General features: G+C 39.0%; 21 protein-coding genes. 4 read left to right on the forward strand and 17 right to left on the reverse strand.

Annotated features, from left to right (window positions below; translation table 11 throughout):
• Window positions 1-88 precede the first annotated feature (88 nt).
• The 3 genes from guaD (at window position 89) to O1450_RS16120 (ending at window position 2,641) form a co-directional block, all read left to right on the forward strand.
• Window positions 89-1,405 carry a guanine deaminase gene (gene guaD, locus O1450_RS16110; RefSeq protein ID WP_269229226.1) on the forward strand — a complete coding sequence of 439 codons (1,317 nt, stop codon included), beginning with the start codon at window positions 89-91 and terminating at the stop codon, window positions 1,403-1,405.
• A 224-nt stretch (window positions 1,406-1,629) separates the two neighbouring features.
• Window positions 1,630-2,157, forward strand: a complete 528-nt coding sequence (gene hpt, locus O1450_RS16115) for a hypoxanthine phosphoribosyltransferase (RefSeq protein ID WP_018679859.1) — start codon at window positions 1,630-1,632, stop codon at window positions 2,155-2,157.
• Window positions 2,158-2,389: 232 nt separating this feature from the next.
• Window positions 2,390-2,641: a GlsB/YeaQ/YmgE family stress response membrane protein gene (locus O1450_RS16120; RefSeq protein WP_004660536.1), complete on the forward strand. Its 252-nt coding sequence runs from the start codon at window positions 2,390-2,392 to the stop codon at window positions 2,639-2,641.
• Window positions 2,642-2,699: 58 nt separating this feature from the next.
• Here the strand turns inward: O1450_RS16120 and O1450_RS16125 are convergent, their stop codons facing one another.
• Window positions 2,700-3,398: a DsbC family protein gene (locus tag O1450_RS16125; RefSeq protein ID WP_269229227.1), complete on the reverse strand. Its 699-nt coding sequence runs from the start codon at window positions 3,396-3,398 to the stop codon at window positions 2,700-2,702.
• Window positions 3,399-3,836: 438 nt separating this feature from the next.
• On the opposite strand from O1450_RS16125, the gene O1450_RS16130 reads away from it, so the two are divergent.
• Window positions 3,837-5,018 carry a PilT/PilU family type 4a pilus ATPase gene (locus tag O1450_RS16130; RefSeq protein ID WP_269229228.1) on the forward strand — a complete coding sequence of 394 codons (1,182 nt, stop codon included), beginning with the start codon at window positions 3,837-3,839 and terminating at the stop codon, window positions 5,016-5,018.
• Window positions 5,019-5,094: 76 nt separating this feature from the next.
• On the opposite strand, the gene O1450_RS16135 is transcribed toward O1450_RS16130, so the two are convergent.
• The 16 genes from O1450_RS16135 to rpmH form a co-directional block, all read right to left on the reverse strand.
• Window positions 5,095-5,430: a hypothetical protein gene (locus O1450_RS16135; RefSeq protein ID WP_004660542.1), complete on the reverse strand. Its 336-nt coding sequence runs from the start codon at window positions 5,428-5,430 to the stop codon at window positions 5,095-5,097.
• A 1,738-nt stretch (window positions 5,431-7,168) separates the two neighbouring features.
• Window positions 7,169-7,609: a hypothetical protein gene (locus O1450_RS16140; RefSeq protein ID WP_005158876.1), complete on the reverse strand. Its 441-nt coding sequence runs from the start codon at window positions 7,607-7,609 to the stop codon at window positions 7,169-7,171.
• A gap of 132 nt (window positions 7,610-7,741) precedes the next feature.
• Window positions 7,742-7,969, reverse strand: coding sequence for a hypothetical protein (locus tag O1450_RS16145; RefSeq protein WP_151835370.1), 228 nt, complete (start codon window positions 7,967-7,969; stop codon window positions 7,742-7,744).
• A 43-nt stretch (window positions 7,970-8,012) separates the two neighbouring features.
• Window positions 8,013-8,639, reverse strand: coding sequence for a hypothetical protein (locus O1450_RS16150; protein ID WP_269229229.1), 627 nt, complete (start codon window positions 8,637-8,639; stop codon window positions 8,013-8,015).
• 783 nt (window positions 8,640-9,422) lie between these two features.
• Window positions 9,423-11,858 carry a DUF927 domain-containing protein gene (locus O1450_RS16155; RefSeq protein WP_269230490.1) on the reverse strand — a complete coding sequence of 812 codons (2,436 nt, stop codon included), beginning with the start codon at window positions 11,856-11,858 and terminating at the stop codon, window positions 9,423-9,425.
• Between the two features lie 56 nt (window positions 11,859-11,914).
• Window positions 11,915-12,283, reverse strand: a complete 369-nt coding sequence (locus O1450_RS16160; protein ID WP_269229230.1) for a hypothetical protein — start codon at window positions 12,281-12,283, stop codon at window positions 11,915-11,917.
• Window positions 12,276-12,794, reverse strand: a complete 519-nt coding sequence (locus O1450_RS16165; RefSeq protein WP_005158889.1) for a BRO-N domain-containing protein — start codon at window positions 12,792-12,794, stop codon at window positions 12,276-12,278. The genes O1450_RS16160 and O1450_RS16165 overlap by 8 nt, the downstream gene beginning before the upstream one ends.
• A complete protein-coding gene (locus tag O1450_RS16170; RefSeq protein WP_034602643.1) occupies window positions 12,791-13,009 on the reverse strand; it encodes a helix-turn-helix domain-containing protein in 219 nt (72 codons plus the stop codon). The genes O1450_RS16165 and O1450_RS16170 overlap by 4 nt, the downstream gene beginning before the upstream one ends.
• Before the next feature lies 1 nt (window position 13,010).
• Entirely contained in the window at window positions 13,011-13,247 is a 237-nt protein-coding gene (locus O1450_RS16175; RefSeq protein ID WP_005158892.1) for a helix-turn-helix transcriptional regulator, read from the reverse strand.
• A 971-nt stretch (window positions 13,248-14,218) separates the two neighbouring features.
• Entirely contained in the window at window positions 14,219-15,238 is a 1,020-nt protein-coding gene (locus tag O1450_RS16180) for a virulence RhuM family protein (RefSeq protein WP_005158893.1), read from the reverse strand.
• A gap of 21 nt (window positions 15,239-15,259) precedes the next feature.
• A complete protein-coding gene (locus O1450_RS16185; protein ID WP_005158899.1) occupies window positions 15,260-16,516 on the reverse strand; it encodes a tyrosine-type recombinase/integrase in 1,257 nt (418 codons plus the stop codon).
• 206 nt (window positions 16,517-16,722) lie between these two features.
• A complete protein-coding gene (gene mnmE / locus O1450_RS16190) occupies window positions 16,723-18,078 on the reverse strand; it encodes a tRNA uridine-5-carboxymethylaminomethyl(34) synthesis GTPase MnmE (RefSeq protein ID WP_269229231.1) in 1,356 nt (451 codons plus the stop codon).
• Between the two features lie 114 nt (window positions 18,079-18,192).
• Window positions 18,193-19,953: a membrane protein insertase YidC gene (yidC, locus tag O1450_RS16195; RefSeq protein ID WP_269229232.1), complete on the reverse strand. Its 1,761-nt coding sequence runs from the start codon at window positions 19,951-19,953 to the stop codon at window positions 18,193-18,195.
• 2 nt (window positions 19,954-19,955) lie between these two features.
• Window positions 19,956-20,279 carry a membrane protein insertion efficiency factor YidD gene (gene yidD, locus O1450_RS16200; protein WP_269229233.1) on the reverse strand — a complete coding sequence of 108 codons (324 nt, stop codon included), beginning with the start codon at window positions 20,277-20,279 and terminating at the stop codon, window positions 19,956-19,958.
• Window positions 20,280-20,288: 9 nt separating this feature from the next.
• A complete protein-coding gene (gene rnpA, locus O1450_RS16205; protein WP_004675434.1) occupies window positions 20,289-20,684 on the reverse strand; it encodes a ribonuclease P protein component in 396 nt (131 codons plus the stop codon).
• A 27-nt stretch (window positions 20,685-20,711) separates the two neighbouring features.
• Window positions 20,712-20,846, reverse strand: a complete 135-nt coding sequence (rpmH, locus tag O1450_RS16210; RefSeq protein ID WP_000831329.1) for a 50S ribosomal protein L34 — start codon at window positions 20,844-20,846, stop codon at window positions 20,712-20,714.
• Between the last annotated feature and the right edge of the window lie 667 nt (window positions 20,847-21,513).

Here is a 21,513-nt window from a genome sequence, read left to right on the forward strand (position 1 = left end):
GCTTTCTATACTTAAATTAGACGAATAATCCAGTAAAACCAGCAAAATCGAGTACAATCAATCGAAAAAAGTAAAATTGTAGGTTGTTATGACTTTGGCTACTCCCATCACTGTTATCCGTGGTCGCTTCTTAGATATTCAAAAAACTGTTGCTCAAGCAAATCAAATTGCAGATCAAGTCCGTTATCTCGAAGATGGTGTCATCATCACGGAACAAGGCAAAATTCGCTGGTTTGGCACGTGGAACGATGCTCAAGACCATCTTCCTGCAAACGTTGATATTCAGCATTATCCAGAACAATTGATCATCCCAGGCATGATCGATACGCATATTCACTTTCCACAAACGGAAATGGTCGGTGCTTACGGCGAACAACTTTTAAGCTGGTTAAACACTTATACTTTCCCAACTGAAATCCAGTTTAAAGACAAAACTTATGCGAGCGAGATCGCCAAGTTTTTTGTGAATGAACTGCTTAAAAATGGCACAACCACTGCACTGGTATTTTGTACGGTTCATCCTGAATCAGTAGATGCTTTATTTGAAGCCGCAGAAAATCATCAGATGCGTCTCATTGCAGGTAAAGTCATGATGGATCGTCATGCATCTGAAGCCCTGTGTGATACCGCAGAGAGCGCCTATGATGATTCTAAGGCACTCATTGAGAAGTGGCATGGTCAAGGTCGTGCTTTATATGCCATCACCCCACGCTTTGCTCCAACCTCTACACATGAACAACTTGAAAGAGCAGGGCAACTCAAAGCTGAATATCCTGATGTTTATGTACATACTCATCTAAGCGAAAATAAAGATGAAATTGCATGGGTCAAAGATCTATTCCCAGTACAAAAGGGTTATTTGGATGTCTATCATCATTATGGCTTAACGGGTCAGCGTTCCGTATTTGCTCACTGCGTTCATTTAGAAGATGCTGAATGGCAATGTATGCATGAGACTGACTCTGCAATTGCGTTCTGCCCAACCTCAAATTTGTTCTTAGGCAGTGGTTTATTCCCATTGAAAAAGACATGGCAGCAACAGGTTAAAGTCGGTTTGGGAACCGATATTGGGGCAGGGACTTCTTTTAGTCTATTGCAAACGGTCAATGAGGCTTACAAAGTACAACAGTTGCAAGCTGACAAATTATCAGCTTACGAATCGCTGTATCATGCGACCTTAGGCGGTGCAAAAGCCTTAGATCTCGATGACAAGCTAGGTAACTTCAATGTGGGTAAAGAAGCTGATTTTGTGGTGTTAAATCTCAAGCCAACAGCATTGCAACAATTACGTCAGTCTCGTGCTAAATCACTTGAAGATAGTCTATTTGCATTATTTACCATGGGGGATGATCGAAATGTCGAGGCAACCTATATCTATGGACAAAAAGCCTATAGTCAAAACTAAAATTTTAAACAAACAAAAGTTTGGATTTTTATTGTTGGCTATTGGATCTGTAGTGCTATTGAAACGTGACAGTACATCTGCTCAAAATGAAACATTTTCTTCACCATCAAAAGGTGCATGAAATCTGATTTTGTTTTAAAATTGCCATATTAGCTCAAGATTACGAGGTGTTGCAGGTCAACACCTTTTTTATTTTCCCTTTTTTAAGTTTTAGGAATCTACCGATGACCATTGCAATGCGCATTATGATTTCGAGCGAAGAGATTCAAGCCAAAGTCAAAGAACTTGGTGAAAAGATCAATGCACACTATGCTCAAAGTGATAAAGAACTGGTATTGATTGGCTTACTGCGTGGCTCAGTCATTTTTATGGCAGATTTATGCCGTTCAATCGAAAAACCACACGAACTCGATTTTATGACCGTGTCTAGCTATGGTGGCGGGACGGTTTCAACCCGCGATGTCAAAATTTTAAAAGATCTTGATGGCGAGATTCACGGTAAAGATGTGCTTGTTGTTGAAGATATTATTGATTCAGGCAATACCTTGAGCAAAGTGGTTGAAATGCTTAAAACACGTAACCCGAATTCAATTGAACTGTGTACTTTGGTGAGTAAACCATCACGCCGTGAAATTGATTTGGACGTAAAATTCTTAGGTTTTGAAGTCGAAGATCGCTTTATTGTTGGTTATGGACTGGATTTTGATCAGAAGTATCGTCACCTTCCTTTTATCGGTGAAATTGGTCTTTAATCACTACATGCTCTAACGATATATAAATTATAAGCTTCATCTTGCGCTGTAATCGAAGCAGCGCATGACTCAGGTGCTAAAAGCGCCTTTTTTATTCTAGCTTGTTAATCAAAACACGATAAAGATTGCACAAAAATACGACATAACTCAGTAATCCACTACAGACAGAGTTAGGCTAAATCTAGCAGGATAATAACAAACAAATACTATGGTAAAACAAGGAGAAAAGGTGATGTGGTCTCTCATTGTAGCGATTGTGGTCGGCTTTTTTGCAGGTTTAATTGCCCGTGCGTTGCATCCTGGTGAAGATAAAGCAGGATTTATTGTTACCACCTTATTAGGGATTGCAGGTTCATTATTAGCAACCTACGGTGGCCGCTTACTTGGATTATATGGTGAAAACTCAGCGGCTGGCTTTATCGCATCCGTCATTGGTGCCATTATTATTTTATTCATCTACAATCTAGTCACCAAGAAAAGTTAGAACAAAATAAATTAAAAATGCCCAAATCATTTTATTACAATGCATTGGGCATTTTTATTTATAAACCGAGTTCTTTCCAAATCATCCGAATGTCTTCAGCACTCCGCCCGCCAACCATTTTCAGGCCATTCCCGAATATCAGCGTTGGCGTTCCTTCTATACCTAATTTTTTCCCTAATTCTAGATTGCGATCAATCGGATTAGCACAGTTTTTTTCTTTAGGCTGTACATTCTTTTGCAATAAATTTTTCCACGCGTAAGCTTGGTTAGGATCACACCAAATCGATTTTGAGACCGTAATCGATTGTGCTTTTAATGGGTAGATAAACGTATAAATGGTGACATCATTGAGCTTATCCAGTTCAGCTTCTAATTTCTTACAATATGGACAATTCGGATCTGAAAAAATAGCGAGCTGCTGTTTGCCATTACCCTTTACCGTTTTTATTGCATCTTTTAAAGGTAATTGTTTCCATTCAATTGAATTTTGCTTTAGAACCAAGTCCTTGGTCAGATTCTTTTGATCTTTTAAACGAACCATCGAACCAATAAACATATGTTGGGCATTTTCATCCAAATAAATAATCTGATTGTCTAAATTGGCACTATAAAGTCCTGTCATTTCTGTTGCTTGAATATTGCTAACATGAATATTGGGATATTGCTGATTTAAATTATTTTTTAAGGTTTCTACATTTGCAAAAATCATCGCAGATGTGCAACTCAATAATGAAAATAAAGCGATTCTTTTTAACATGTCTCATACTCAACTCATAATTAGCGCTATTTTAATCAGGCTTATCCTCATAAATTGCACAGCTTACTCAGTCACAACCAAAAGCCAACCAATCATCGTCATGTTTCACGTGGAACATCTGTTTTTTTTAAAGTGGTTTCAAATCACAGATAAAAAAGCTCGTTTTGGTAAAAAAATGACAAAAATTCTCACATTGTATTGATATTCATATAATAAATAAAAATCAAACTAGATCGTTTGGTTTATTTTTGGAATAATTAAAACAGAATCAGCAAGGCAACTTCTGTTTTTTCATTATGCTTGAATAGACAGAGATGAATTACAGAACTTTTGGGGCTTCATTTTAAAGAAATAAGGATATGTTTTCCTTTGCATGATTAGTTTTAACTTCACATCCTCTGACTATGTTCAGTCTTGTCTTAAAATTTAGGTATATCCATGTATAATTCGGAACTATTAGAAGAAGCCAAAACGTTTATGTTTCATATGCTGACCAAAGTGGTCGAATATGGCGGCTCAGATTTATTTATTACAGCAGACTTTCCACCGAGTATAAAATTACAAGGTTTGATGCGTCCGTTGGGACAGCAAATCTTAACAGCAGAAAAAACCAAGCTATTTGCATATAGCCTAATGAATGAAAAACAACGCCAAGAGTTTGAAAACGAATGGGAATGTAATTTCGCAATCAACATTCCTGATGTATCTCGTTTTCGTGTTAATGTATTTAAGCAACAACTACAAATCGGCATGGTCATCCGAACTATTACCTCAGAAATACCCACTTTCCAAAAGCTCAAACTTCCAGAATCTTTGAAAAATGTCATGATGGAAAAACGTGGCTTAGTATTAGTCGTAGGAAGTACGGGGTCAGGTAAATCAACCTCATTAGCGGCAATGATTGATTATCGTAATGAAAATTCGGCGGGGCATATTATTACGGTTGAAGACCCCGTGGAATATGTACACAAGCATAAGAAATCAATGATTACCCACCGAGAAGTAGGTGTAGATTGCCATACTTGGCACCATGCCTTAAAAAACACTTTGCGTCAGGCACCTGATGTAATTCTGATCGGTGAAATCCGTGATACTGAAACCATGGAACATGCGATTGCTTTCGCTGAAACAGGGCATCTGTGTTTAGGGACGCTCCACGCAAACAATGCCAACCAAGCCTTAGATCGAATTATCAACTTCTTTCCAGATGAACGTCGCAATCAATTACTAATGGATCTTTCATCCAATATGAAAGCCATTATTTCTCAACGCTTGGTCCGTACTCAAGATGGTCAAGGTCGTCGTGCAGCCGTAGAGATTCTACTGAATACACCATTAATTGCAGAAAATATTTTAAAAGGTCAATTTCATAATCTTAAAGAAATTATGACTAAATCTCGTGAACTAGGTATGCAAACTTTTGATCAGGCCTTGTTTGATTTATATAACGAAGGTGCAATTAGTTATGATGAAGCGTTACGTAATGCTGACTCATTGAATGAGTTACGCTTACAAATTAAGCTGAAAAGTACTCGTCAAGAAGGTGTTCCAGCCAGTGCAGCAACTTCTTTAAATATGCTGAAAGAAGACTCTGAAGAGCAAGAAATGCAAGGCGTTTAAACATAAAAAAACAGCCTAAATAATAGGAATTATTTAGGCTGTTTTTTAAAAAATCTAAAGATTTATATTCAATATTTTAGGAATCAATTGAAAATTTCTTCTTTAAAGCATGCCAATAACGAATCATTTTATTCTTAAAATTTATGATAGTTGCTTTAAAACCGACTTCTTTTTTCGGCTGGTGCTTTAATCTCTCTTGTAAAAGTTTTTCTTTTTCCTGAATTTCAGCAAGTTTACGTTCTTTTGCTTGTTGTTGTTCTTTCACCTTATCAGCTACAGTCTGACCTGTACCTTTGCAAGGTTTGGATTGGAATATAACAGATCCATTCTCTTTACATTGATAGATCTCTGTTTTCGCATAAATAAATGTTGAAAACATACAAAAAAATACAGCCAAAATAAAATAGTTCACGGTATATAACCTAATATTAATTTTAGAATTTAATCAGTTTCTCATCACTAATTTTAAAATATATTAATTTATATTCACAAGATAAATTCAAGCTATATAAGCAAAATAATGAAACGAATTAATAATTTTTAAGTGTATTTAGGCAATTAAACATACGTAAAAAATCAAAAACCACCATAAGTGATTGTATTTTATTTATTAATTTAAACAACATACATGTTTACTTTTTAGCTGTTACTTATTAATCTAAAAAAATTAATTCTTTATTTGGGATAAAATACGCAATAAATTCTACAAAAAAAGCACTAAGAAGATATTCTTAATGCCTATATAAAATTTTAGACTCTTAAAAAATTACTTTCCAATACAGAATGTAATTTAACCAATTAAAATAAATAAAAACAATTACTTAAAAAACTCATATTTTTATTGAGACTAATGTGGGACTAATTATGTCAACGCTAGGCTGTTTTGCGCTGTCATGATTGGCGGCTCAGGTATGGTTATCTTGACCACTGGGGGGAGGGGAAAATTTCAAAATTATTTTATTTAGAAACCGCCCGAATAATCACACTATAACTCTATTGGGATTTTAAGAATTAAAACCACGTTTTACTCTCTCCCTCGCGCGCGCGCGCGTTTTATTGATTATTGTCTGACGGTATAGCGGTTTGCTGTGTTTTTTCGCTCCCATCATTTAATTGAAGCGGAATAGAGTATTTAAAGCTGCTCCTCTATTTAGTGGCTCAGGTGGGATTAGATTTAGAATCTTATCCATTGTGAGTAGCTTAAAGATACTCACTAACTATCTTTGAGCTAGTCACTTGCATGGGTTTCGGTGATTACCGAAACGATAACGTAATCCTAAATTAACTTAGCCGTCCAAGTGGCTGATTAAGTAGCTTGGTTGTTTAGATGCGCTCAAATTTGAGCATATTCCCCCCAGTGGGGTAAATGTTCTTGATCCGCTACTACACTTTAAATGTAGTTAAGGGATAACCTCAATTTTAAGGATAAACATTGTTTTAAACTCTCATCAATGGTGAAAGTTAAGAGATGCCCCACTGAACGAAATTTTTCGCTGTCCGACTTCATAAAACTTCAGTTTCAAAAATACAAAACCTTATAAAACCTAGTATTCAAAGACGCCATGCTGTTAACAATTGTTGATATTCAAAACGCTGCACATATTAGTAAATGTTAGTCAAAACCTATCAAAACCTATGGTTATAGACTGCATAAATACTAAGTAATACTAAGTTCACAACCTGATAAAACCTGAAATCATTACGGCATCATTACGGCATCCTTTGCGGTGCTGCCTGTTATCAATTGTTATGGTTTGAAATACTACAAAATACTACTTTCCACTGGCTGCTCGGACTTGTCAAAACTTGACATTGATAACCTGTCAAAACCTGTTATTCAAAACCGTGTCATTTTTTTTAAAATAGTGTTTTGGGTGCGCACTTCACTGTGAACTTGTTCTTTGCGTACCAACTTATCAGACTGTCAGAACATGAGTTTTCCGTAGTAGTTGCTAAGAAATCCTAAGTAATCCTAAGTTCAAAACATGACAAAACGTTACGTTTAATATTCTTATGGTCATTCCCAGTGTGCTTCATGCTCACCTACACCTTGATGGTGAACTTGCTCAACCGCTTGGGCGGTCAAGTCTGCTTCATGCGCCCTCACACCTGACTTGATTCACTACTTGGTGAATTATGAGAGCATAAGACTATATTTCTTCATTCTCTAATAGGTCGCTAAGCTGTGCCCCAACGATGCGCCTTGTAATGATGATTTCACGGTCTTTTTGTTCTTCTTCCGTTGGTGCTTCGATCAAACTAGCTTCACCATACTTTTTGGGTGCAAGTCTGCTTGTTATGTATTTACGAGCGTCAATCATGAGCTTGGCTTTCTGCACTTCGGCTGGGTCACAAGTGTCTGCAATGTGCTGTATTTCGTCAAAGATGCAATGAGCGTACATTTCTTTAGCTAAAGCATATTGCTTTGCAAACTCTGGATAATCATGTAACCACCGCATCACAGTAGCGACTGAGGGCATATCGACTTGAGAACATATGAATCGGATTGGCTGACCATCAATAACAAGGTCAATTATCTTTTCTGTGATTTCAGCATTGTAGCTTGTTGGTCTGCCGACTGGATTACTCATTATTTTTAACCTCATAAAAAAAGACTATAGGGGGGAGGGTAAAAGTTTTTAGTGGCTCGTTGATAGGACACCGCCCAGTACCACACTCACAAAAAAAATCTGATTTTCAAAAATAAGTTAAAGGTGTCTCAATTAAACAATCCGCTTTATAGCTTCTTTCTGTTCTTTAAACATTGCATTTGCCTGTTTTACTAACTCGTTTATGTTTGATGCTATACCGCCCTTGTAGGCGTTGCGGCTAACTGTTGCCTTGCCTGCTGCCGTTTTCGCACCTGTAGACTTTAACCACGGTTTGACTGCGTTGATTCTGTCTCGTTGTTCTTGGCGGCGTTCTTCTGTCCAGTAGTGTTTATTGCTCATATATGCCTCGCACGTGAGAAATATTTTAATTTAAACAAACAAACTATATTGCCTTAACCTTTCTAGCGGTAATTTTTGCATCTGTAACCGTTGGTATGGCTTGCTTTGGCTGTTGCTCAATAGCAGATTGTGCATGTTGTACTGGTTCGCTTGTTTGCTCACTTTGCGCCGTACCTTGTGGGCTATTGTTTACCTGTTGGTTATTGATTTGTTGATTGTGGGCAATGTTGGCGTGCTTAGCGAATATGACTGGGGGATTCTTGATATTGGACAAGGTTTCCAGTGTTGCCCTGCACTGGCTTTGTGCTTTGAGTGCTAGCCTTAGAAGTTTGTCCATATTCGCCACATATTCTTGCCTGTTAGCTCTTTTTGCCATATCACAAAACACGGCGTTAAGACTTTGCGCCTGTGACATTAAAATACGCTCCGCTAGTAACAAGGGAGTGTCGCTTTGTAGCTGTTCGCTGCTTTGCTGCAATGAGTCAATAATGCCGCCAAGTTCTACACGTTCGCCAAAAAGGTTTCCTTTGAATGAATCAATCACAATGGCGTTGAGTGTTTCGGGATTCTGTAGAAAGTCCTCAATCGCTTTGTCTGAATCGCTTTTTTTTGATTTGATTTTGCCGCCTTTATTTATCGCAACTTCGTTTTGATCTGTTTCGTTGGTCATCTCTGTTCACCTTGTTAAATTTTCAGCGTCTAACACAATCTAATTATTATCGTTACCGTGTAACAGTGTCATTTATGGGGCATTTTTTCACTCTACCTTGATGGAATTAAGATATAAAATTATCTATAAATAACCGTTTAAACCTTGTCATATATACGTTATAGCGTGGTTTTAAGTGTGTTTTTTAAAGGGTGTCGTCAGGGTAATAAGTTAGTGATTGTGAGTTTTTTTTCTGTTTTTTCAGCATTTCAAAATGCCCACTACATAAGATTCTTCGTCTATTGGTTGTATTCCTGTTGACCTTAATAGGATTAGGGTCAATAAAGTCAGGAATGTGGATACACATCGCTTTACGGTTCAGCTTATTTAGAGCCTTGATAGACTTCCAGCGAAAATACAAGAATATACTGCCAACCAAAATGGAAAGAGCAGTAACCCCAATTATGATGTGAATGACATTTGTCATGTTGTTCTCTCGTTTAGCTGTATGTATGTGCCTTTTTAGATGGGACGTGTGGGACTTTTGGGACGTGCATAGATAAGATATTGATTATATATAAAAAACATACGTCCCACTCTATAATAAATACGTCCAAAATATCAGTATGATACTTGGGACACAATGGGACGTATATTAAATGACGTCCCACACGTCCCATCTATGTCCCACATTTAAAAACCATATAATTTAATTAATGTGACGTTATAATATTTATATATAACAATGTATTACATTAAAATATATTGATAACGTCCCACACGTCCCATCTTAAAAACGCTATTTTAGGATTCATCATCAAAGCTGTGCATGACATCAGCCTTAAAGTGCATCATTCTCGGGCGGCTGCCATCGGGTAATTTTCCGCCCATGCGCTTCACTACTCGGTCATCTTCACCCAGTACAAGCCATCCATTTGCTTTAAGTACCTTTTTGGCGGTGGCTTCATTGATTCCGATACACATTTCCTGTTTAAACATAGTGCTTGATACAAGGTAAATACGCTCATCAGGGTCATAGTAGCCGACACGGTTGTTAATGCGTGGTCTAATCACTTCACCATCAGGATGGCGGATAACGGTTAGGCTTTCAAAACGGCTTGTCCCATGTGCTTCAAAGAATGCCTTGAAATGCTCCAGTATCTTGGTTTCTTCAATATTTCCGCCGTTGCCTAATGTGCCTAGCCAAGTATTAAAACATTGCCCTACAGCGTCAAAACTTCGCCCTTGCTGCCATCCTGTGATGCCTGCCTGTGTTGCTAATTCACCTGCAACTGCCACCAGTGCAAAACGGCGTAATACTCGCACCGCTTGGCTGTTTTTGGTGGCATGTTTGGCTATGAAGTCATCGAGCATGGATTGCGCTTGTAGCATCAAGTCATCTTTATTGGCGGTCAGATATTCAAGCCACTTGATGCCTGCATGTCCGTAGTGTTTGGCGGATAGCTCATTAATGCGGTTACCAACATCACTGGAGCTATTGCCATAATTGATACGCTCAAATACGCCGCATCCTTTGCCTGCATCACTGGGAATATGAGCAAAGCGGAGCAATAACCCTGCATCCATTTCGATGCCGCCACGTCTTAAATGATCTTCTAAAGCAATCTCACCTGTAGAGGTATACATCAGGTTAAAATGCTTGGTGTCTCGATTTTTACCCGATTTACTGCCCCGTGCTTTGCCCTGTGCGCCTGTCAGCATATACACAATATCCGACACGGCTTTCGGGACTGCCTGCCGTAGTTCATCGAGATTGAGATAATTATCATTGCGGAGTTCTGCATCATTTTCCAAAGCGTTGTCAGTCGTGCGCCATGACTTCGACACGTCTTTCGGTCTGCCCCATACGCTACAAGCTGCCTTTGTAATCGTGCTTTTGCCATCGGTTGAAGTACCGTAAATATGAAAGCCGCCGCTTTCTATATCTAGTGGTGTCACCAATTGCCCCGAAAATGCACAGGCAAAGGACAATACAGCAAGGGCATGAGGTTCAATCAATCGGCTTAACTCTTGCCATCCCTCGAGCGTTCCCATTGTGCTGTAAGGGTCTTTCATTTCACTATTGAATAATAGCTGCTCATCGTCTTGGCTGCCGTAGGTGCGGTTGGTGGTGACAAAGGTATTGCCATACCATCCAGTACGATCTACACAACGAAAACGCTTCTCGATGGGGTAGTCTTGAATGTAGTTGATGAATACATTTTTCTTGTAGGTCTGACGTGGCGGCATCAATCCATGACTAGCAATTAACTTTAAAGCGTCTTGAGCTTCACCCATGAAATGCTCATAAGGGATAATCAATGTATGCAAAGTACGATCTTTATCGTGGAACTGAATAACACGTTTCCAGTTGTCATTTTTAAGGCTTCGAGCTTCTCCCAAAATAATCAAAGCATTTGAAATGAGTATTTTGCTTTGCTTGGTTTCGCCGTTCTCGTCCTGTTTTTCCTTGATCTGATATAAACCGCTTTCCAATACATGCAACCAAGAACCATCATCCATTTTGAACGGTTTGGCTAAATGTCCTTTGGGTGGGGCTTTGGCTTGTTCAATTGCCACCTGAATTATGCTATCCAGTTCATCTTGCGACATAGCAAGGTTAGGCGGTTCAGGAATAAATGCTATTTTGACATCGAGGTCAGTATAACGGCGTTGTATGTCGTCCTGTTGATGGACTGGGGCAATCACACATAGGTCAGGATGTGCCTGCATTAATGCCTTGAGGGTATAGGCTTTGATCTTGCTATCACTATATGGCGCATAGACTGGATATGTCGTTTTAAATGCAAGGTGAATGTCATCAGTCACGAGCAATGGTAATTCATTCAACTTTGACCGATTGAAATACAAGCCACCATGACCAAAAACAATATCCTTAAATCCCTCAATTGTTGGATTGGTAAATACTGCCCCAGTCGGTTGTAGGTTTTCGTCAAAAAGATCAAAAACTGCCAAGCCATATAGGGCGTTATCATCAGATTCACCATACTGGGTGGCGTTCTCAATCAATGAACGGCGGATTTCTATAGAACAACCGCCCATCATCTTAACCATTGCACCGTGTAGCGGATTGTTGTTAAATAATAGGACTGTATGTTCTTCAAGTGCTTCAACAATTGAATTGCTTGCATCATTGCCCACTTCCTCAAGTGGGCTTTGTTGTTTCTGAGGGGTAGCATTTGATAAACCGACTGCAACATCATAGATATTATCGGTCATGGGTTGGTTGTCGGCTTGAGTTGCGGATCTAAAATCTATTTCGCTCATGCTGCCACCTACTGCACACGGTTAAAATTAGAGTTCGGATTAATCAAAACCCCATCATTTGATAAACCGACCTTTTGGCGGTTATCCATCATCTGCAATAAACGCTGTTCTGCTTCTTCAAAACTGATGCCAAAATGTTTGGCTATATCTTCAAGGCTATACATCGGGTCGCCCTCATCGGTGTAACCACTTGGCTGTGGTAATAGGTTTAATTCCTTAGCCTTTTGGTGCATTTCTTCTTTGATATGCTCAGGCGTGTAGTGCATTGTTAAAATGAATGCCTGCTCGGTGATAGGGTGGTCATCACCGTACTGCTTAACCATGTTTTTGTAATGGTCAAAGGCTTTGAAAAACTCAGGGTTTACTGGTTTAGTCATGGTGTAACCCCTCAAAAGTTAGCTGTAAATTTGCTGTGCATGTGGCAATCCGTAGGTTTAAATCTCGCATTGAATAACGATGATTTACCAAGCCAGTGCCATGAAATGAGCCTTTAGCCTTTTGGGTCTTTGCTTGCATACAAAGGCGGTTGAGTTCCTCATAAGCGGTTTGTCGTGCGTGTGGTGAACTGTATTCACCTGTCTTTCTAAGTATTGGCAAAACTTCTGCAAATACCCAGTTTTGGAAATTAATCGCTTCGGGTTTGTTTGATCTAAAAATGACACGGTATAGATTTGGTTCACTGATAAAAATCAGTTTTTGATTTCCGCCATTAGTAGGGATGTGGCAATCCGCCACACCCTTTGGGTCAAGTTCACGAAATAGGCGTGATGTACGGCTTATGTCTAAAGCTTTGTATACATCCGCCAAACAAAATAAAGGTTCGCCGTTGTCATCTAAAACAATACGAACGCAACTGGATTTAAAATCGAAATGGGTTAAGGCGTTCATGCTGCCACCTCTTTTAATTCGTATCGGGCATGTGTGCCTTTGCTGTTTAGGTTCTTTTCGTTATGGGTCACGATTTCAAAACCTTGCTTTCTTAATCGGTCAATGACAGCCGAAAGGCGGTAGCAGTCGCATAGCTCTATGGCTTCGGCTTGGCTTATGGTTTTGCCTTGTTGGAGGTGGTCTAGGATGGTTTGGTCTTGAGTAGTTTTGTTCATGTTATGCCCCCATCGTTGCAATGGTGGCTTTGTGCTGTGCAATACGATTAGCAATCCACTGGTCAACTTCTGATTCAATCCAAGCGACACGGCGTTCGGACAGATTCAAGCATTGTGGAAATTCACCATTTTTCATCATGGCGTAAATAGATGACGCACCAAGTCCAGTTTTGGTTTGGACTTCTTTGCGGCGGATTAAGCGGACGTTTTCGTTTTGCTGTTCTTTAGATAAATTCATCTAAACGTTCTCCAGTATGGATACGCCTAGACACAAAATAGGAAATAGAAAGTAATTAAGAGGGAAAAACTAATTATTATCAGACAGATAAAGCTATTCAATAGATTCAATCGCAAACAATAGTGTTTAGCTAGGTAAACAATCTGTTTGCATCAATTAATAACTATAGTTATAGTTTCATCTATAGGGTAAGCTCGCTTACCCATATCGGAGTACCGATAAAACTTGTTTTTTAACTGTCTTACATTTCCAAAAGTTCCTTTATTTCTGTGTCGGCTAGGACTATTTAATTTAAGAGCTTCAACATTTGCATAGCAGTTTTAAGACATCGACACGAAAGAATTGGCGTTCCGCCGTGTCACCAAAAGAGTTAAGAATTGGCGTTCTTAGCTCTTTTTTATTGTCCGCTTTCTACATAGCAAAGGCTTAGACTCAACGATTGTTTAAATAGTTTATGTTTTAGATGCAGTCGGTTGGGAGTAAGTCAGTATTTAATATTTCATTCATCAGTATATTCACTTAGTCTATTCGTCAGTTTGATCTATCAATTTCACTTTGCCCCAATCTTTTAGGCTGTACTTTCAAACTTCACTATCTGTATACCCACTGCCTGCATTTGAATTTGTTACAGCTCAATGAATAAATTAATCTTAATTGAGTTTTGTATAAATGGCTACCTCTCTACTGTTTAGTAAATCGCTAACTGCGCTAAATCTTGTCGTCCAATATCATTAATGCACTGTTTTGAAACGGACTTAAACGGATTGAAACGGACTTAAACGGACACATCCTATCTATTTGACTTGATTAAATAAGCTATAACAAAAATATAAGTAAACTTATATAAGTTGTTCACTTTAATGAATATTTTATTCAAATTAGAATAATATTGTTATCATGTGATTGATTACAACTCGTTACAAATATATCCTGTTTTAGGCTTAATTCCCTCGAATTCGAGGGAGTTAAAATCAAGATTTTTTGCGTGGTTGCTGCTTAGCGATTTGTTCTACGTCCTTAATAGCTTCTTCAAAATGCCGATCTACAGGCGTTTGATAATCAATGTATTGCTGTTTATAAAGTGCATATTCTGACTTGGCTTTATTTTCAGCTTGTTGGTGTGAAATCTTGCCATAATGGTCTAATACTTCACGACCATTAAAACTTAAAAACTGATCAAGCTTTGCTAACCAATCTTTCATATACATTTGAATGCCATTCATTGCCTGCATTTCAGCAAAGTCTAGGTACATGGTCACAATACGGTTAAGTAGGTCTATTTCTTTTTCATCTAAATAATTTTTTGCTATAGCAATGTCTTTGGACTTAGGATGTCCCGAGCCACTAAAACTAGTCATTCCCATGTTTGGTTTTGTACCGTCTACACGGTTAAAAACTACTTCGGCTGCTGTATGCCCATGTGCTGCCCAGTGCATTTTATTTTGCACGGTTTGAAAGAATTTTAAAGATTCTGCTGCTTTATGGTCATAATCAACACTAGTAGCATAAATGTCTAAAACCTTTCGATAAAACATCTTTTCCGATGCTCGAATGTCTCTAATACGTGCAAGTAATTCATCAAAATACTGGTTATTTCCGCCGTTTTTAAGCCTTGCATCATCCATTGCAAAACCTTTGACAATGTACTCACGCAATACCTTTGTTGCCCATATACGGAACTGTGTACCACGATTAGACTTAACTCGATAACCAACGGAAATAATGACGTCTAAATTATAATGCTGTGTATCATAGCTTTTACCATCACTAGCAGTTATCCGAAATTTTCGGATAACTGAATTTTGATCAAGTTCACCCTCATCAAAGACATTTTTAATATGGTCGCTAATGGTTCTAACGTCTTTCTGAAACATCTCAGCCATTTGTTTTTGGGTTAGCCATATTGTTTCATCTAACAATCGGACATCAATTTTTAACTCACCATCTTCGGAGACATATAAAATAAATTCACCAGTATTTGTACTTGTCATAAGCTACTCCAAAATTATTATTTAACTGCTTTTACGCTGCTTTACTTCATTAAAAAATATGAGATTCGGTTCATAAATCACACTAAATACAAAATCACTCCATTTCTGCATCATCTTGATTCGTTCCTCTGCATACTCTGCCTTGTTATATACGCCACGTACTCCAGTCGCCGTGTGGTTTAAGCATTTCTCAATTGCATCACGGTTAAAACCTTGTTCATTTAAATGTGTGCTTGCTGTGCGGCGTAGATCGTGAATCGTGAAGTTAGGAATATCGGTTAATGCCAGTGCTGTCTTTTGCGCTGTGTTAAATGCGTTTGCACTGATATGTGTGCCACGTTGACGACCAACAAAGACATAAGGTTCACCGCCTGCAATGGTCTTTAATTCCTTGAATATCTCAATCACTTGGCTAGACATATACACGACCATTTCACGGCTATGTCCAGTCTTGCTATCTGCTTTAGTTTCGGGGATTAGCCATATCTTTTGATCAAAGTCGATATGCTCCCACTTAGCCCTCAATAGCTCGGACTTTCTAACCAATGTCAGCAATGACAGCAACAAGCCTAATTTGCGTGACTTATAGATACGTGAATCGAGTAGAGTAGTGTAGTAGGTACGGATTTCTCCAGTAGACAGATAGCGGTCTCTAGGTTTGGCTTTGAATACATGACGTGTTGGTATAGCTAAAACAGGGTTATGCGGAACTAATCCAAGCGTCACTGCATAATCAAACATACGCTTTAATAAACCTCTGACTTGGTTAGCTGCTGCATCATATCCCTGTTCTTTTTTGCGCCATATCGTGCGGCGTATATCATCTATACCAATGTCTTTCATAGCGATATGCCCTAGCATGGGATAAATGTCATTATTGAGATACATCAGCATTGATTCAGGGTTTGCACGATCTTTTAGTATCACTTCTTTGGTGTAGCGTTCGCCGTAGTCTCGAAATAGTATCGTTTCAAGCTGTCCTTGTTGTTCTTTGATTTTTTGCTGTTGTGGTGAGATACCTTTAGCAACTTGGTTTGCTGCTTCATCTCGTGCCTGCCTAGCATCTTTAAGAGATAGATCAGGATAGCGACCAAGTGTTAGCTTTTCTTGCTTAGCGTTGAAAGTGTAGCGATATGCCCATGTTTTGCGTCCAGTCGGTCTAATCTCTAGGAATAGTCCATTATTCGACTTGTCTTTTGCTGTATAGATTTTTTCCTGTGGTTTCAGGTTTAGAACTTCCCGATCTGTACCAAAGGTATAACCATTGTCTGTGGGCATATATTTAGTCTCAAAATTACATTTATCCTAATCTCAATCTAAAGATACTACATCGAGACTAAAAAAATCATAGCACTGTATGAATGTATTGAATACTATTGAACAACTAAAAGGCATTAAAAAAGCACTAAGCCACTATAACTTAATGCTTTATATATTCTCTTTAAAACACACTGGAACTTATTGAACAATACCAAAATATGAAATTACTTTCCAATACAGAACGAACCAAAAATCTTTCCGAGTAAATCATCGGCACTGAAATCACCAGTGATTTCGCCCAACGCATTTTGAGCCAGTCGCAGTGATTCAGCTACCAGTTCACCTGCATTAAACACAACTAACTGCTCACGTGCTTCTGCAAGATAACGCTGAGTACGCTTCATTGCATCTAAATGACGTGTTCGGGCGATAAAGGTGTCTTCCTCAGGTTGGAAGCCCGCATGCGTTGTAATCGCCTCTATGAGCGCCTGAACACCCATATCTTGTTTTGCGGAGACACTGATATGACGGAAGCCTTGATAATCACTTAATGTGGCATCTTGCCCCGTTAAATCGCATTTATTGCCAATCAATAGCAACCTTTTGGGTTCTAAATGATCAGCAAAATACTCATGTGCAAGCTCCAATGGTTCATCACCTTGATTCAAGTCATACACCAACAGCAATAAATCTGCCTGTTCGATTTCCTTGATTGCACGACGAATCCCTTCTTGCTCAACGATATCGCCAGTTTCACGCAAACCTGCAGTATCAGTTAGGGTTATCGGCAAGCCATTTAAACTGATCTTTTCATGTAGTACATCACGAGTAGTACCTGCAATATCAGTCACAATGGCACGCTCATGGCCTGCGAGCGCGTTCAACAGGCTGGATTTACCTGCATTTGGCTTACCCGCAATCACCACCTGTAAACCTTCACGCAATAGCTGTCCTTGACGAGCAGACTGCTGTACCGCTTGAACTGAGTCCTGTACCTCATCCAACAAAGCCAGAATCTTGCCATCGGCAAGGAAATCAATTTCTTCTTCAGGGAAATCAATCGCCGCTTCGACATGCAAACGCAAGTGAATTAGTTTTTCTAAAACTGTATTAATTTTGGTTGAGAATACACCTTGCAAAGAGCGGACGGCAGAACGTGCTGCCGCCTGTGAAGTGGCATCAATCAAATCGGCAATTGCTTCTGCTTGCACCAAATCCATTTTGCCATTTTCAAAAGCACGCATAGAAAATTCACCTGCTTTTGCAGCAGTAGCACCCAAGTCAAGTAAACGTGCTAATAACGCATTCTGAATCACAGGACCACCATGCCCTTGTAACTCCACCACATCTTCACCCGTAAACGAATGTGGGTTAGGGAAACATAATACGATCCCTTCATCCATCACCGAGCCATCGGCATCACAAAACTGACGGAAGCCTGCCATTCGTGCAGCAGGTAATTGTTTTTGGGTCAACTGTTCAGCAATGGCATAAGCTTTAGGGCCAGAAAGTCGAATCACGCCCACACCACCACGACCTAATGGGGTAGCAATCGCAGCAATTGTGGTTTGATGTTGCATGTTAAATTCACCTAAAAAACACAAGGGTTATGAAACAGGAACCCTAAATACAGACAAAGAAAAATCCGCCTAAGATTACCATCTTAAGCGGATTTATTCAGTAAAAGTTCGAACTTAAGCGCTCGGCTCAACTTTGTTGAGACGGTCTTTTTCGACACCTTTGTTAATAAACCATTGTTGCAAAATGGTAATACTATTGTTGACGATCCAGTAAAGCACGAGGCCTGCAGGGAAGAACAACATGAATACCGTAAACATAATTGGCATGATACGGAATACTTTGGCTTGCATTGGATCAGTTGGTTGAGGGTTCAACATTTGCTGAACGAACATGGTCACACCCATGATCAACGGCAAGATAAACCATGGATCCATCGCAGATAAATCTTGAATCCAACCTAACCACGGTGCATGACGGAGTTCAACAGATTCCATCAATACCCAATACAAGGCTAAGAAAATTGGCATTTGTAATAGCAATGGCAAGCAACCAGACAATGGGTTAACTTGTTCACGCTTATAAAGTGCCATCATTTCTTGAGAGAAACGCATGCGGTCTTCGCCAAATTCTTCTTTCATGCGTTGCATTTCTGGTGCAATCACACGCATTTTCGCCATCGAACGATAACTTTTTGAAGAAAGTGGCCATAAAATCAACTTCACTAAGATCGTCAATAAGATAATTGACCATCCCCAGTTACCGATAATGTTATGGAAAAATTGCAAGCCCAAGAACAATAATTTAGCGATCGGCCATAACCAACCATAGTCTACAGTTTGGTTTAAACCAGCAGCTAAATCTTTAAGTTCAGATTGAACTTTTGGACCGGCATACAATTTTGCGTCTACTTCCATTGAAGTACCAGCAGGGACATTGATCACAGGAGAGGTAAAGCCCATGATATTCATTTTATCATTAGACTGACGTGATTCTAATTTCGCAGCATAAGGCTGACCATCAGCCTGAGTCAGTTTTAAATTCCCAGGAATCCAAGCACTGACAAAATAATGCTGAACCATGGCAACCCAGCCACCTTTGGCTTCAACATTTAATTTTTCGTCATTAAAATTGGCAAATTTTAACTTGTTATAATGCGCTTCTGGTGTACCCCAAGCGCCACCAAGATAAGTACCTAAGGTGAAAATACCTTGTGAAGACTTGCCTGGATCATCCGAATTATCACGCTTTAACTGACCAAACATTTGACCTTGCCAGTTTTGCTGACTACGGTTAATAACTTGATGTTTAACAGTAATTGGGTAATCGCCTTGCGTGAAGGTGAACGACTTGATCACTTCCACACCTTCAGGTGTTTTAAATACCAACGGCACAGTCAACACTTGATGTGTTTTACCATCTTTCGACGCTACACTTTTCGCATCTGCCAAGGTGTATGCTGTTTTCTCAACATCATACATTGGACGGCCGCCACGGCTGCTATCTGGCCCATTTAAACCAATTAACCCCGATTGAGCGACGTAGGTACGTTTCGCATCACTTTCCAGCATGACAAACGGTTTGTCGCTGTCTTTGCTTTCATCATGGCTTAACAATTCAATACGGACGATATCACCACCTTTTGGATTGATCCAAAGGTGATAAAGGTCAGTTTGTACTGAAATCAGTTGCTGACTCACAGATGTATTATGTTCTGTGGTTTGTGATGCAGTCACATTTGCTTGTGGCAAGTCTGAAGCCGCTGTTGCATTTTGAGCGTTTGGCAAATCTGCTGATACTTCATGTGCAGTCACAGTCGCCGCTTGTTGTTGCGGTGCTGGTGCAGCATGACCATAATCTTTTTGCCAAGCCAAAATAAGCAAATATGCGGTAACAAACATGGCTCCAAGAATTGCAAATCTGGCCCATTGTTGCATATCTATAATCCCAAATGGTTAGAGAGATTTTGCTTGAATAAACGATCACGAAAGGGTACAGCAACGTGATGCATTTGAGAATCTATTTGATGAAACGAAATAAAACGAAGTGCTTTGCGTGGTACTGGATCGTAGCCTGAGCCGCCCCAAGGATGACAACGGCAAATTCGTTTAGTCGATAACCAGACACCTTTGACCGTACCATGTGTTTGCAATGCTTCAATCGCATATTGCGAGCAAGTAGGAATATAGCGACAACGAGGACCCAATAATGGACTAATAGCAATCTGGTAACATCTTATCAACCAATGTAGTAATCGTACCATTGGAGATCTCTAATTTTGTGAGGATGTTATAACAGCTTTTGAATGCTTTTTTGCTAAGCGTTGTAATTTTTGCCAAGCAAACTCTAATTGTTGATGTAATTCTTGATTTGCGATTGCTTCTATACCAACTTTAGGCATTACCACAATATCGATATCAGCATTAAATTGCACTTTGTGTAAGCGAAAGCTCTCCCGAGCAAGACGTTTTATTCGATTTCGTTCATGAGCACGACGCACTTTCTTTTTAGCAACGACAATACCCAAACGGCTATTTGGCTGTTCGGTTAATTTTGCTAAAAAAAGGAAATGGGGCTGGTGCACTTTAAAAAGTGCACCATCAAATACACTTTTGTAATCAGCGGCACAACGAATACGAGATTCAATGCCGAAACTGTAAAGTGCCATCACCCAAATCTGGTCAGCTTAACAGTATTAAACAGTTAAGCTATGACGACCTTTTGCACGACGACGAGCTAAAACTTGACGACCTGCTTTAGTAGCCATACGAGCGCGGAAACCATGAACGCGTTTACGCTTTAATTCAGATGGTTGGAAAGTACGTTTCATATCGAAACTCCCAAAATGATCTTTCTATAAAGGTCCGCGATTTTATTGTGCAATGTTTACGCTGTCAATGGAAAATCAAAAACTTTACATTTTGTTTGTTCTGTTTTGAAGCAATAAGACACCTAGTAAATATCTCACATAATGGAAAACAAAAAATATACACAGGCTATCTCTTTATATTATATCAATATTCAACTATATTCACAGCTTACATACAGACTTATCAATAACCAAGATGCTAATTTAAATTTAATTCTTGGATTTTAAATTTAAATTTCGATATGCTTAGTTATCCACAATCCAACCCTACCCTATAAGTAAATTCAAATTTTAAAATTTAAATTTATTCTTATTAGCATCCAGTTTTTCTGTGGAAATTGATGTTTTTATATTAGTAAACATAAAGTTAATTTGTGGATAACCATGTTTTTATTAATTTTATAAATTGTGGATAACTTTAAAGCCAAAACTATCCACAACTTGTGCAAAAAGTTATACACAAGTGGTTTTAAATTTAAATTTATAATCGAATGCTTTCTTTTTCGGCAAAAGTCTCATAAATTTGCCTGACAGATGTGGATAACTTGGTTAGAATGGCGACCCCTTCGAAAGATGGGGTTGGTGGTTTCTTTATTTTTGAATTTAAAATGGATATTAGGGGATGCAC

This window comes from Acinetobacter sp. TR11, assembly GCF_027105035.1.
Classification (GTDB): Bacteria; Pseudomonadota; Gammaproteobacteria; order Pseudomonadales; family Moraxellaceae; genus Acinetobacter.

What these genes read in the sequence shown, in the direction of transcription:
- guaD (WP_269229226.1), top strand. Translation starts at nt 89, where the DNA reads ATGACTTTGGCTACTCCCATCACTGTTATCCGTGGTCGCTTCTTAGAT.
- hpt (WP_018679859.1), top strand. Translation starts at nt 1,630, where the DNA reads ATGACCATTGCAATGCGCATTATGATTTCGAGCGAAGAGATTCAAGCC.
- O1450_RS16120 (WP_004660536.1), top strand. Translation starts at nt 2,390, where the DNA reads ATGTGGTCTCTCATTGTAGCGATTGTGGTCGGCTTTTTTGCAGGTTTA.
- O1450_RS16125 (WP_269229227.1), bottom strand. Translation starts at nt 3,398, where the DNA reads ATGTTAAAAAGAATCGCTTTATTTTCATTATTGAGTTGCACATCTGCG.
- O1450_RS16130 (WP_269229228.1), top strand. Translation starts at nt 3,837, where the DNA reads ATGTATAATTCGGAACTATTAGAAGAAGCCAAAACGTTTATGTTTCAT.
- O1450_RS16140 (WP_005158876.1), bottom strand. Translation starts at nt 7,609, where the DNA reads ATGAGTAATCCAGTCGGCAGACCAACAAGCTACAATGCTGAAATCACA.
- O1450_RS16145 (WP_151835370.1), bottom strand. Translation starts at nt 7,969, where the DNA reads ATGAGCAATAAACACTACTGGACAGAAGAACGCCGCCAAGAACAACGA.
- O1450_RS16150 (WP_269229229.1), bottom strand. Translation starts at nt 8,639, where the DNA reads ATGACCAACGAAACAGATCAAAACGAAGTTGCGATAAATAAAGGCGGC.
- O1450_RS16155 (WP_269230490.1), bottom strand. Translation starts at nt 11,858, where the DNA reads ATGACCGATAATATCTATGATGTTGCAGTCGGTTTATCAAATGCTACC.
- O1450_RS16160 (WP_269229230.1), bottom strand. Translation starts at nt 12,283, where the DNA reads ATGACTAAACCAGTAAACCCTGAGTTTTTCAAAGCCTTTGACCATTAC.
- O1450_RS16165 (WP_005158889.1), bottom strand. Translation starts at nt 12,794, where the DNA reads ATGAACGCCTTAACCCATTTCGATTTTAAATCCAGTTGCGTTCGTATT.
- O1450_RS16170 (WP_034602643.1), bottom strand. Translation starts at nt 13,009, where the DNA reads ATGAACAAAACTACTCAAGACCAAACCATCCTAGACCACCTCCAACAA.
- O1450_RS16175 (WP_005158892.1), bottom strand. Translation starts at nt 13,247, where the DNA reads ATGAATTTATCTAAAGAACAGCAAAACGAAAACGTCCGCTTAATCCGC.
- O1450_RS16180 (WP_005158893.1), bottom strand. Translation starts at nt 15,238, where the DNA reads ATGACAAGTACAAATACTGGTGAATTTATTTTATATGTCTCCGAAGAT.
- O1450_RS16185 (WP_005158899.1), bottom strand. Translation starts at nt 16,516, where the DNA reads ATGCCCACAGACAATGGTTATACCTTTGGTACAGATCGGGAAGTTCTA.
- mnmE (WP_269229231.1), bottom strand. Translation starts at nt 18,078, where the DNA reads ATGCAACATCAAACCACAATTGCTGCGATTGCTACCCCATTAGGTCGT.
- yidC (WP_269229232.1), bottom strand. Translation starts at nt 19,953, where the DNA reads ATGCAACAATGGGCCAGATTTGCAATTCTTGGAGCCATGTTTGTTACC.
- yidD (WP_269229233.1), bottom strand. Translation starts at nt 20,279, where the DNA reads ATGGTACGATTACTACATTGGTTGATAAGATGTTACCAGATTGCTATT.
- rnpA (WP_004675434.1), bottom strand. Translation starts at nt 20,684, where the DNA reads ATGGCACTTTACAGTTTCGGCATTGAATCTCGTATTCGTTGTGCCGCT.
- rpmH (WP_000831329.1), bottom strand. Translation starts at nt 20,846, where the DNA reads ATGAAACGTACTTTCCAACCATCTGAATTAAAGCGTAAACGCGTTCAT.